The following is a 12,595-nucleotide window of genomic DNA, read 5'->3' as shown; positions in this document are numbered from 1 at the left end:
AGCTAAATAAGAATAGCATATTAAGCTTTTCATTGGCTGATACAGGATTTAGCGAAAATACAGAAAATATCGATTTAACTATTGAAGTTGAGGATAAAAATGGATTAGTTTCAGAGGTAGCTTTAAGTGAGGTTGGAGTTTTAAATCCTGCGATAAAGGTTAAATTCACCAAATGGTTATTTTTAGAGAACACATATGATAATGAAATAGAGATAGGGCTTCAAAGTTATAGAATACCACTCAAAAATTTTATGGAGAAAAATCCTAAAGTCAATCTTAGTAATATTGAATATATTAATTTTATATTTAACAAAACCACTGAGGGTGAAGTATTATTAGATGACATAGGTCTTAGTAAGTAAAAAAAAGATAGGGCGAACGGCTATAAAAGCCGGCTCTATCTTTTTCTGTTTTATTACACTTTATTTTTTAAGCTTTTCAATTCCAATTTTAACTCTTTTGATAGTCTCATCCTTACCTAAAATCTCAGCAAGCTCAAAAGCACCGCCTGGAGATGAAGCTTTACCAGATAGAGCTGTTCTTATTGGCCATAACATTTGACCATTTTTGACACCTAGTGTTTTAATAAATTCCATTATTGTAGTGTGCAATGAATCAAGTGACCAATCAGTTAGATTCTCTAATACTGGTAACAGACTTTCGAGATTTTCTAATGAATTTTCTGGTGTAGTTTTCATTTTTTTGTGCACATACAAATCAATATCATATTGCGGTAAATTCTCAATGAAGTCAATATGACTAGGAATTTCATTCAGGAACTCTATTCTTGTTTGAACAAGAGGGCTTATTTTCATAAGATCTATATTGTTGTTAGTTATTAAATCACCATAAAAAGGCATAGCCATCTTATGGAATACGTCTAATGGCAATTTCTTAATATATTCTCCATTCATCCATTTTAGCTTTACAGCATCAAAAACTGCTGGAGATTTACTCATGTTTTTATAATCAAAGGCTTTAACTAGTTCCTCTAGATTAAAAATTTCCTCGTTAGTTCCAGGATTCCATCCAAGTAGGGCGATGAAGTTAATTATTGTCTCCATCAAATATCCAGATTCAAGTAAATCCTCAAAGGATGAATGACCACTTCTCTTACTTAATTTTTGATGTTCTTCGTTTGTTATTAGTGGACAATGTACATAAATTGGTACTTCCCATCCAAAAGCCTGGTATAACCTATTATATTTTGGAGATGAGGATAAATATTCATTTCCACGAACAACATGAGTAATATCCATTAAATGGTCATCAATTACGTTTGCAAAATTATAAGTAGGGAGACCATCAGTTTTTATCAAAATCATATCATCTAGCTCTGAGTTATTTACTGAAATTGAACCATATATTGCGTCTTTAAATGATGTAAACCCTTCAGTAGGGTTATTTTGTCTTATAATATATGGTATTCCTTTAGATAAGTTTTCGGCTATTTCTTCTTTTGAAAGATTTGCGCAATGTTTATCATATCTAAAATTACCACTATTTCCTTCTACTTCAGACCTTAATACATCTAGTCTTTCTTTTGTGCAAAAACAGTAATAAGCTTCTCCACTGTCTATTAACTGTTTTGCATATTTGATATATATTTCACGCCTCTCGCTTTGTACATACGGGCCATAATCTCCACCAAGGTCAGGGCCTTCATCGTGCTTAAGGCCTGTAACTTTTAGAGTGTTATATATTATATCTACAGCACCTTCTACAAATCTTACTTGGTCTGTATCTTCTATTCTTAATAGGAAATCTCCATCTTCATGCTTAGCTATTAAGTAAGCATATAATGCAGTTCTCAGATTACCAACATGCATTCTTCCTGTTGGACTTGGCGCAAATCTTGTTCTTACTTTTTTAGTGCTCATTTTTTTCACTCCTATTGTTTAATTTTTGCTATGTGTTAAAGCATGAAATTATTTCATATACTGGTCAAAATCTACAATACAATAATACAATACTGTGCATTCTATGTCAAGATTATGCATAGTATTGTAGTAATAGGTGATTTTCTCTATAAATTAAAGGATTCGTCTAAAAACGTGTATTTAGGAAGACCATTTTCTATTACTATTTTAGGCTCGCCCATTATTAATGGCAAGGTGTAATCATAGGCTTCTCTTTTAACATTATTCCCTTCTGCGTTAATCCATTCAATAGGAAAGTATTTAATGTTATTAGCAACCTTTGAAGCTTCAAGTACAAAGGTTTCTGCGGTATAAGGCGCATTTGAAAGTCTTTTTATACCTATCATATTTCCGCTTAGTCCGTTAATTGAATAAGTAATAGCGGCCTTGCCTACTTCAAAAGCTTCATCAATATCTGTTTGGGATGCACAGTGCATAGAGCAACGTTGAATTGTAGAAAGTTCTAAAACCCTAACTTTTTCAGCAGTATTAGTGCTTAAAAGTGAATCCTTAAGAAATCCACAAACACCACCTAACTGAGTATGTCCAAATTTATCGTTAACTGTTACCATAGTTTCACCTAAGAATTTACCTTCTTTAGTTCTAATTCCCTCAGAAACAACTACGAAGACATGATTTTTCTCAGTAAGTTTTTTACGTACATCAGCCAAAAATTTTTCTGTATCAAAAGCTATTTCTGGTAGATAGATGAAATCTGCAGCAGGTTTACCGTTAATAGTTGCAATACAAGCACTAGCTGCAAGCCAACCCGTATCTCGACCCATAGTTTCAAGTATGAATACTCCTTTTGCAGGATATACTGAAGCGTCTAGGAAGTTTTCAAGAACTGATGTGGCGATTAACTTAGCTGCACTTCCAAATCCTGGAGTATGATCCATAATAGGCAGGTCGTTATCTATAGTTTTAGGAATTCCTATAAATTTTACATCTTTATTGTGTTTCTTTGCGTATATGCTGAATTTATGAACGGTATCTTGTGAATCATTACCACCTATATAGAAGAAGGTTTTAATTTGGTATTCTTCTAATATTTCAAAAAGTCTTATGTACTCCTCAGGGTTTTCTTCATGTGATTTTAACTTATATCTGCAAGAGCCAAGACCTGAGGAGGGGGTGTACTTTAACCCGCGAGTTTCATCATGGGCAATGCTTGATAGATTTACGATATGTTTGTCTAAAATACCTTGTATTCCATTTATGCCAGCATAAACGTTATCATAATAGTTAAAACTATTATTTGTTTCTAGAACTCCCATAGCACTAGCATTTATTACAGAAGTTGGACCTCCTGATTGCGCTACTATACAATTTTTCATATATAAATTTCCCCTTTCATAGGACATCAGTTGTGATTACAATCTATAGTAATTATAATATATAAGTTTAAGTTACTCAAGGTAGAATGAAACTTTTAAGCCATTTAAGTACATTAAGATAATGAAAATGATTTTTTAATTACGAAAGTTTAGAAAAAATAGATCATTTGTAAATAAACTGGTAAAAATCAAAATGTTCCAAAAAAATTCAGAGACTAATTTGGTTATTAATGATAAAATATATATATAATATTTCAAACATTCTGTAGAGTCTTTGTTTTATTAAATCAGGAGGGATACAATGGCAATTCATTCAGGTAACCATGGGAAAAAAATGAAAAACAACATAATACTAAAAGAAGTCAATATCAGGGGAAATTTATGTGGAGAATTCGCAGAGTACACTATCGACCATGTTTATGAAAATACAGGATCAAATGATGTAGAAGCAGTTTATACCTTCCCAATTCCTGAAAGAGCAGTTATATCAGGATTTGAAGCAGTACTTGGTGGGAGGACTATAAAAGGATTAATACAGGATAAAGAAGAAGCAAGTAAAATATACGAGAACTTTAAGGATAGAGATAATCCCACTATTCTTTTAGAGGAATATAATGATAATATATTCAGGATAGTTATTGGAAAAATAATTCCTAATGAAGTTGTAAAAATAAAAGTGTCGTATTTAGAAGAACTTACCTATGAAAATAGTAATTTAAAATTAATTATTCCAACAATAGTTACTCCAATAAATCTTTCTAGAGATGAGGCATTAATTTCTGGTGAAGATCATAAAACAGGTAAAACTTATAATTATAAGTTTACTTTAAGGCTACTTATAGAATCTTTAACAAAATTAGAATTTAAGTGTTCATCTCATAAACTAAAGGTTGAGTATGAAGAGAACAATCTTTATAAAGTAACTTTAGATGGGAAAAACCAAAAAATGAATAAAGATTTAGAAATAATATTAGAAGAACAAGAAAAATTAGAAACTACAGGAATGATATATGATTATCCAAGAGAAGATAAAGGGATTTTATACTTAAGATTTATACCAGAAATTGAAATAGAGCAAGAAGTATCTGGATCAAACTATATATTCCTTCTAGATTTATCTGAGTCAATGGGCGAAAATAAATTAATCGAAGGTAAAAATGCGCTCCAGTTATGTTTAAGAAATTTAACACTTGGTGATACATTTAATATTGCAGCTTTTGGAGATAAGCTGCACCACTTTTCCAAAGAGTTAAAGGTTAATTTTAACGAAGAAAATCTAAGTAATGCTAGCAAGTGGATTCAAGAGCTTGTTGCAGAAAAAGATGCAGTTATATTTGATGCAATAAAGTATGCGCTACTAGAAAAAAGTGAAAGTGAAGAAAATATAATATTCCTGTTTACAGATGACTTGGTCCAAAATGAAAAAGAAATATTAGATTTTGTAGAAGTGAATATCAAAGAAAGTAGAATATTTCCTTTTGGAATAGATACTTCAGTAAATAGTTATTTCATAAATAAGTTAGCTCAGATTACCTATGGCGTAGCGGAAGTTATTTATCCTGGTGAGCGAATTGAAGACACGGTTCTTAAACAATTTAATAGAATTAAAAACCCTCAAATCACTGACATTGAAATAGATTGGGGTAAAATGAAAGTAGAAACAACGTTCCCAAGAACTATTAACTATATGTATGATAAAGAACCATTTTCGATTTTTGCTAAAATTATTGGAGAAGTCGATGGTGTTGTAACATTAAGGGGGAAAGTTGGAAAAAATAGAATTCAAAGAAGAATTATGTTGAATGACTTAGAACTCGAAGAAAATGTTAATTTAATAGAAAAAGTATGGTACAAAAAAAGAATAGAATCTCTTCAACATAGAGTTAAGTATGAGCGAGGAGAACTGCAACAAGCAATGAATGATAAAATTATTGAAATTTCTAAAAGTGTGGGTATAATTTGCAAGGAAACTTCTTTTATTCTTTACGAAGAAATGGAAGACCCAATACTGGGGATAAGAATAAGGGAGATATTCCCTGTTAAAACCACGAAAAGCTTAGAGCTCTCTTATGATAAATTAGATGATGATTCTGAATCTACATCATTCTATTATAAAGATTTATCACAGTTAAAAGATAATAATGAGAAATATAATAATTTTCAAAAGAGTGAAATGTTAAGAGTTTTAGCGTCTAATCAATTAGCTAGTGGAGCATTTGGTGTAAATGTTGAAAGTGGTATAGAAAGCAATATGAAATATACTATTAAAGCAATGTTAGCATTTATAATAGGTAATCATGACGTTAAGCTGTATACTAATCAATTAAATAAATCACTAGAGTTTTTAACAAAAACTCTAGCAAATTGTGAGTTAAATTTAAGTAAGGAAGTATATACACAATTATTACTAGTTTTAAAATTATCTATTAAAAGGAATATAGTATTATCTTCATCTAAAGTAGTTGTAGAGAAGAAAATTCATAAATTAGAAGAGAAATTTGAATTAAAAGATGTTGATTTAATGAAAATTCAAAATGAATTTCTTAATGAGTTAAAGGAAAGTTCAAATGAATCAAAAGATACACTTAATTTTATAATTAATACCACTATTTTAAAAACTGTTTAAGTTTAGTACGAAGATCCTATATGCTATGCATGTGGGGTTTTTGCATTATTTGAAATGCATGGTATATTATAATTATACGTTAAAGAAGAAAATAAGGAGTAAGTATTATGACAGTAGAGCATATTAGAGATTTAAAATATGACCAAGAGGAAATAGCTCGAAAAAGGGAGGATATAAGAAATAAATTCATTATTAAATCTGAAAACGTGAGTAGTGGAAAGCTACAATGCATGTCAAAAGAGGACCTTAAAATCTTATTCTATTTGTATGATGAAGAATTTTTTAGCGGTTACTTTAATAGAGAATTTAAAGGAAGTTTAACATTTTCACTGTCAACTAGGATGACCTCTGCGGCAGGAAAAACAATATATAGTAGAAGGATAAAACAATTACAGGAAGATGAAGAAAATTATGAAATTAGAATGGGCATAAAATTCTTTTTCGAGTACTATAAGGTGGAAAGAGAAAAAAAAGTATCTGGGATAAATACTAAAGACTCTTTAGAAGCATTCCAAATAGTCTTTGAACATGAACTATGCCACTTATTGGAACTACATATTTATAAAGAATCTAGTTGTAAAAAGCTTAGATTTAAAACTATGGTTTATAAAATATTTGCTCAAACAGAGGTTAATCATCAGCTTCCAAGTCAAAAGGAAATAATATCAGAAGAGTATGGGCTAAGAATAGGACAAAAGGTGAGTTTTTTAAGTGAAGGTAAAAGATATAATGGATTTATTCATAAAATAAATAAAAGAGCAACAGTTATGGTTTTGGATAAAAAAGGTACTTATAGAGATTCATACTCAAATAAATATTCTAAATGGTACGTTAATTTTGTGAATTTAATATGAGAGTATAGAGCATATGAAAAAAAAATCATATATGAAAAAAACACCATATATTAATAAAATATATGATATAATTCTAGTAACATATTTTACAAAGGATGGTGACAAATATGAAGAAAATTCTTTCAGCAATATTATGTAGTGTTTTAATCTTTACACTTTCAGGTTGTGATAGATCTGGGGTGAAAAATGACAATGATTCAAAAACTGATATCAAAGAAACGATTAAAGATGAGGAAATAAAAACTAAAGAAGTTGTATTATATTTTAGCAATGATCAAGCTATGTACTTAGTGGGACAAAAAAGAAATATAGAAGAGCATACAGCTAAGGCTATAATATTGGAACTTATAAAAGGACCAAGTCGACTTGAAGAAGAAGCAGAATTGAATGAAACCTTGCCATCTAACTTAGAATTATTAGACGTGCAGGTTAAAGAAGGAATAGCTAATGTTGACCTTAGTGGTGACACAGTCCAAGATATATCAGCTGGATCCGCAGGAGAGGGCATGGCATTGTATTCAATCATAAATACTTTGATTTTAGATGATAACCTAGATATAACAAAGGTTCAATTTCTTGTTGATGGGAAAAAAGTAGACGCTATTAAGGGTCACTATGATGTGAGTGTACCTATAAGTGAAGATGAAGACATGATAAAAAAATAATATTTAACACAAAACAATAAGCAAAAATAAAAGGGCAAGTTATTATTAACAACTTGCCCTTTTAACCTAGGATTTTTTAGACAACTCAAAGCAATCTACGCTACAACATATATACATACCTACACACCCAAATCCAATCTTCCGACAACATAAGAGCATTACAGCACCCATATACATCTTTACTTGACAATATAGAACACCTTGGGAGCCACAAATAATCTCTCGACCAAGAATAACCCCTAGTTATATGTTAATAAACCTGCGGCAACCTATACCATCTTAGCTCGATTATTACACATCCGGGAAAACCATATATATACAGTTGGGCATATATACAGCTGTTAAGAACCCATAATAATCTTCCCTCCGGCATATAAAAAACCCTTTCGGATATCGTATACACCTTTGGCCGAATGCTCAAACACTATCTCCAGTATAGGAGCACTCTTGGCTCAACCACTTTAAATCATCATTAATGTTATTATATGCTTTTTTAAAATTAATATACTAAGATAAATTTGGAAAATATTAATTTTGGGTAAAAATATCTTTTATAGAGGCTACCACAAAATCAACATCTTTTTCAGAAATCCAATTGTGAGTGACAAAACGCATTAAACCATCTTCTTCACCATTAATTTTAATACCTTTACTATAAAGCTGCTGTACTAATTTATCGCTGCTAAATCCAGTTTCCTTCATATCAAAGAAAACCATATTAATGTGAATATCCTCCATATATACTACTATGCCAGGGATTTTTGATAGTTCCGATCCTAATAGTATAGCGTTTTTATGGTCGATTTTAAGCTGTGGAATCATTTCCTTTAGGGCTACTAGTCCTGCGGCAGCCAAAATACCACACTGCCTTAAACCTCCACCTAATAGTTTTCTTTTTTTTCTTGCTTTATCAATAAAGCTTTTATCTCCGCAAAGCATAGAACCTATAGGTGCACAAAGAGCTTTAGACATACAAAACATAACAGAGTCACAGTATTTAGTAATCTCTTTTGCGTCTACATCAAGGTAGGCAGCGGCATTAAATAGCCTAGCTCCATCAAGATGAACTGGTACTTCATGATTTTTTGCTATGCTATAAATTTTCTCCATTGTATTTAGGGGTATTACCCTTCCAACGGAATGAGCATTTTCTAAACATATAAGACCAGTGCTTGGATAATGAATATCTTCCTCTTCTTTTCTGATTTTAGCTTCGATTTTATTAGGGTCAAGTTCTCCATTGTTACTTGCAATAGTTCTAAGCTGAACGCCTGCAATTATTGATGAGGCACCAACCTCATGAATTACTATGTGGCAGTCATCGGCAAGAATGACTTCATTACCGTGATTGCAATGTGTAAAGAGTGCTAGCTGATTTCCAAAAGTACCACTTGGTACAAATAGTGCAGCTTCTTTAGAAACAAGTTTAGCCGCGTATTCTTCAAGAGCTATTGCAGTTGGATCATCCCCGTAAACATCATCTCCAACTTCAGCAGTAAACATGGCTTGTCTCATATTCTGGGTGGGTTCAGTTACAGTATCACTTCTTAAATCGATAAATTTCATTGGTTTCCCCTCCTATTAATCACTATAGATACTATTATAGCTTAAATCTTTCAATGTTCCTAATATATAGTTTTGCTTTTTTATGTTAAAATATTTATATTATGTAACATAAAATATAGGTGGTGAAAAGTAATGAGTAGAGTGTTTAGATTTATTCATGCAGCAGATGTTCATTTGGGATCCTATCTTAATATAAATGGCAACCCTTCAAAAGAAGTTCAAGACTTGTGTAAAGTAGCGGTATATAATGGGTTTGAAGCGATATGTAGTAAAGCTATTTCGTATAAAGTAGATTTTATCTTACTTTGTGGAGACCTTTATGATAGTTATTTAAGGTCTGTAAGAGGTAATAGATTTTTTATTAAAGAGTGTTTAAAGCTAAGTGAAAAAAATATAAGTGTATATGTTATCTATGGCAATCACGATGCTACAAACGAAAAATGTGAATTGTTTGATATGCCTTCAAATGTTCATATATTAAGTGCTGATAAAGCTTCGAGCTTTGAAGTTTTTAAAGAAGGGGAAGTTATTGCAAAGATTATTGGGAAATCCTATAAGCATCGTTCCGAAAGAGAAAAGGTATATGAAAACTATTTGCTGGATGATGATGTCTTTAATATTGCAATGCTACATACCGCTTTAGAAAAGGATAATAAAAATTACATTCCTTGTACTCTAGAAGAGCTTAAAGGTGTACCTAATATAGATTATTGGGCCCTTGGACATATTCATAAAACTGCTATTTTAAATGCTATAAAACCTATAATAGCTTTTCCTGGAATTCCTCAAGGACGTGACATGGGAGAACAGGGGATAGGGGGAGTTTTTTTAATTGAGGCATTTGAGAAAGAAGTTATAAATATGGAGTTTTTGCCTATATCAACGGTTATATACAAAAGGTTAGAAATAATAATAGGTGAAGCAGATAAAATAGAGAATTATAGTGATCTACTTAAATTAATTTTAGAGAAAACTATAGACTTAACATATGATAATCCAGAAATATTGTGTGAATTTAGCTATTCAAAGGAAGAACTACTTAAAGAATTTAAAGGACATATTGTAAGCCTCGTAATAAGAGGAAGAACGGATTTGCATAAAGAAATAACCCGTATGAAAGAAGAAGATTATGAGCAGTTTATAGAAAACATAAACGAAGAACTGGATCATTCTAGATATTTTATGTGGATCGATTCTATAATGTTTAGGACAGAGCCGCTTATGCAGGATTTTGAAAGTCTTAAAGTACAAAATTCTATTTTTAAGGATTTAGAAGAGGTAATTAGTTTATACAAAGAGGACAGTGCGTATAGGAATGAACTTGTGAACAACTGGGGAGCAATTTGGAAAAAGCAAATTCATACGGAAAATGTAGAAGAGGAAAAATTTGATATTAATGAAGAAATTATTGAAGATATTATATTGCAAGCTAAAGAATTAGTTATTGAGGAGTTAGTGTCAGCTTTAGAAATAACTTAGGGGGTTAAATTTTGAAAATAACAGGGCTAGATATTAGAGATTTTGGTATATTTCAAGGTGAAAAATTGGAAGACCTAGGTAGTGGAATAGTGGTCATTGGTGGAGCAAATAGGTCTGGTAAAACAAGCCTTATGCAGGTGCTTAGAAATATGCCCTACGGAATTTCTCAAAACAGTAATATACCGCCTCCTAAATTTGAGTATGATGTGCGATGTGGTTTTAAAACAGATCAAGGAGAAGATGTAAATGTACTTCTAAAAGGATTTAGTAACCCAAAGATAGTTTATAGTGGTGAGGATGGTAATAAATTTAGTAAAGGCTTATATAACATAGATAATGGAACTTATAATGAGCTGTTTACAATAAGTCTTGATGAGCTTAATAAGAGTTCAGGAGAAAAAGGGACTAATTTACAATATATATTATTAGGCGCGGGTTTTAAGCATATTGTAAAAATACCTGAGGTTGCTAAAAGATTAAGAGAAAAAGCTAACGTAATTGGTGGAACTCGAGGGAATCCATCTACTAAAATGTTTAAGCCCTTCGTTCAAAACATTATAAATGGAGTAGAGGGAAGGAAAAAATCAATGGCCCTTTTAGACACTTTTGTTCAAAAGAAAAACACTTTAGAACAACTTGAAAGCAATATTGTTTTGAAACAAATTAAGCTTCAAACTAGTAATAATAATATAACTAAATTAGATTTCCTAAAGAATAACTATGAGCTTAACCATAATGTAAAAAATCTAGAGACGCAGCTAGCCACTAAAGATTTTAGTGATTATGATAAGGAATATAATATAGAAAAAGCTAAGGATTTAAAAGGTCAATATAACAGTGAACTCGAACAATATAGCGTGGACAAAGAGGAATTTAAAAGGGAAGTTTCTAAAAATGATATTAGAAAAGAGTGTTTGATCCAAAATAAGGTGCCTATTAATAGTTTTTATAATGGTATATCAGGCCTTAGAGAAATGACTAAGAATCTGCTCTTAGTACAAAATGAATTTAATGAAAGAACACAAGCATTGATGAGTAAAATTAAAAAAGCTAACGATAATTGGACTAGTTTTACAGACGTTTTAGATATAAATTGTGATGAGGTACAGCAAGGCATTTTATTACAAAACATTGAAGGTTTTAGAAAAGCTGAAAGTGAAAGAATAGCTTGTAATAGAAGAATTCAGGAACTTAAAATTCAAGGAGAGCTTATAGAAAAACAAAGCGTGTCTTATGACTTCGCTGCATCATTAAAAAAGTATTTTTATTTTACGCTTATAATTATGATATTAGGCTTTGGATTATATTTTGTGGATAAGATATTAGGAGTTTCAGTGATTATAATGGGAGCTATATGTGCATCGGTATATATTTTTATACAGTATTCTAGTAGTAAACAAATTACAAATAGAAATAAGGAAACTAAGGCGCAAATGGATAGTAGGTCGGTTAGTTTTAGTGAAGCCTCAGTTCAGCTTAAAGAAATAGATGCAAAATTTAAAGAACTAGAAAATATAATGGACGAGTATAGAGATATTTTAAAGCTGGATGGAAGAGCTTCAGAAGAGGGTATAAAAGATTATTTTAAAACAGCTGCCTATCTAAAGGATGAAATATATAGTTATAATACGCTAAAGAATAAAATAAATAGCCAGTTTAGTGCTCTACGTGAATTACTGTGTAGTATTAATAAAGTGATTGATGCATTATTCGTTAATAATACTGTTAATTCAGAATGGATAAGCCTTCACAATATTCAAAATGTAAGTGAGGATATAGTAGTAAAAGTAGAATTAATGTATAAGTATTTGATATTAGGTGAAAAAACTGAAAATAGCTTTTCAAAACTTAATATTATACAAAAACAGATATTAAAGTTTCTAGAAAAAGAAAGCACTATAGAAAACAATTCAGAGGATATAAATTTAGAAGTAGATAGTTATATTGTTCAGGGTGAAAAGTATATAAAATATAAAAATCTTCAGATAGAATTAAAAATAAATCAGGAAAAGTTATTACAAGGATTAAGGGGTCAGCGTATCAGAAATATATTACAAGAAGCGACAGATGACCATAAGGAATCTGAGGATGAAAATATAGGTCTATTAAAAATCATCCAAGATCTATATTATCAGTATCAAAGTTTTGA

At 30.8% G+C, this 12,595-nt stretch carries 9 protein-coding genes; 6 read left to right on the top strand and 3 right to left on the bottom strand.

Going from position 1 to position 12,595, the window contains the following annotated elements; translation table 11 throughout:
- Positions 1-362, top strand: a 362-nt coding sequence (locus tag ACJAX4_RS16910; protein ID WP_435790624.1) for a hypothetical protein, incomplete at its 5' end; no start/stop codon positions are given.
- A 60-nt stretch (positions 363-422) separates the two neighbouring features.
- Here the strand turns inward: ACJAX4_RS16910 and gltX are convergent.
- Together gltX and ACJAX4_RS16900 are read right to left on the bottom strand one after the other, a co-directional pair.
- Positions 423-1,880 carry a glutamate--tRNA ligase gene (gene gltX, locus ACJAX4_RS16905; protein WP_435790623.1) on the bottom strand — a complete coding sequence of 486 codons (1,458 nt, stop codon included), beginning with the start codon at positions 1,878-1,880 and terminating at the stop codon, positions 423-425.
- Between the two features lie 146 nt (positions 1,881-2,026).
- Complete coding sequence (locus ACJAX4_RS16900; RefSeq protein WP_435790622.1) at positions 2,027-3,256, bottom strand: 6-phosphofructokinase; 1,230 nt, start codon at positions 3,254-3,256, stop codon at positions 2,027-2,029.
- A 301-nt stretch (positions 3,257-3,557) separates the two neighbouring features.
- Here ACJAX4_RS16900 and ACJAX4_RS16895 point away from each other — a divergent pair, with 301 nt between their 5' ends.
- From ACJAX4_RS16895 to ACJAX4_RS16885, 3 genes are all read left to right on the top strand, one after another.
- Positions 3,558-5,882: a VIT and vWA domain-containing protein gene (locus tag ACJAX4_RS16895; RefSeq protein WP_435790621.1), complete on the top strand. Its 2,325-nt coding sequence runs from the start codon at positions 3,558-3,560 to the stop codon at positions 5,880-5,882.
- 107 nt (positions 5,883-5,989) lie between these two features.
- Positions 5,990-6,736, top strand: a complete 747-nt coding sequence (locus ACJAX4_RS16890) for a hypothetical protein (RefSeq protein ID WP_435790620.1) — start codon at positions 5,990-5,992, stop codon at positions 6,734-6,736.
- Between the two features lie 107 nt (positions 6,737-6,843).
- Positions 6,844-7,401, top strand: a complete 558-nt coding sequence (locus tag ACJAX4_RS16885) for a GerMN domain-containing protein (protein WP_435790619.1) — start codon at positions 6,844-6,846, stop codon at positions 7,399-7,401.
- Between the two features lie 528 nt (positions 7,402-7,929).
- Here the strand turns inward: ACJAX4_RS16885 and ltaE are convergent.
- A complete protein-coding gene (gene ltaE, locus ACJAX4_RS16880) occupies positions 7,930-8,967 on the bottom strand; it encodes a low-specificity L-threonine aldolase (RefSeq protein ID WP_435790618.1) in 1,038 nt (345 codons plus the stop codon).
- Positions 8,968-9,099: 132 nt separating this feature from the next.
- Between ltaE and ACJAX4_RS16875 the strand changes: the two genes are divergently transcribed.
- Both ACJAX4_RS16875 and ACJAX4_RS16870 read left to right on the top strand, forming a co-directional pair.
- Entirely contained in the window at positions 9,100-10,446 is a 1,347-nt protein-coding gene (locus ACJAX4_RS16875) for a metallophosphoesterase family protein (RefSeq protein ID WP_435790617.1), read from the top strand.
- Between the two features lie 11 nt (positions 10,447-10,457).
- The coding region (locus ACJAX4_RS16870; RefSeq protein ID WP_435790616.1) for an AAA family ATPase at positions 10,458-12,595 on the top strand (2,138 nt) is incomplete at its 3' end.

The organism is Clostridium sp. (genome assembly GCF_051278035.1).
Lineage (GTDB): Bacteria > Bacillota > Clostridia > Clostridiales > Clostridiaceae > Clostridium_AD.
This window is presented reverse-complemented; position numbering and strand designations above follow the sequence as displayed.

Excerpts from the sequence above, each read along its gene's own strand:
- gltX (WP_435790623.1), bottom strand. The coding sequence starts at position 1,880 with ATGAGCACTAAAAAAGTAAGAACAAGATTTGCGCCAAGTCCAACAGGA.
- ACJAX4_RS16900 (WP_435790622.1), bottom strand. The coding sequence starts at position 3,256 with ATGAAAAATTGTATAGTAGCGCAATCAGGAGGTCCAACTTCTGTAATA.
- ACJAX4_RS16895 (WP_435790621.1), top strand. The coding sequence starts at position 3,558 with ATGGCAATTCATTCAGGTAACCATGGGAAAAAAATGAAAAACAACATA.
- ACJAX4_RS16890 (WP_435790620.1), top strand. The coding sequence starts at position 5,990 with ATGACAGTAGAGCATATTAGAGATTTAAAATATGACCAAGAGGAAATA.
- ACJAX4_RS16885 (WP_435790619.1), top strand. The coding sequence starts at position 6,844 with ATGAAGAAAATTCTTTCAGCAATATTATGTAGTGTTTTAATCTTTACA.
- ltaE (WP_435790618.1), bottom strand. The coding sequence starts at position 8,967 with ATGAAATTTATCGATTTAAGAAGTGATACTGTAACTGAACCCACCCAG.
- ACJAX4_RS16875 (WP_435790617.1), top strand. The coding sequence starts at position 9,100 with ATGAGTAGAGTGTTTAGATTTATTCATGCAGCAGATGTTCATTTGGGA.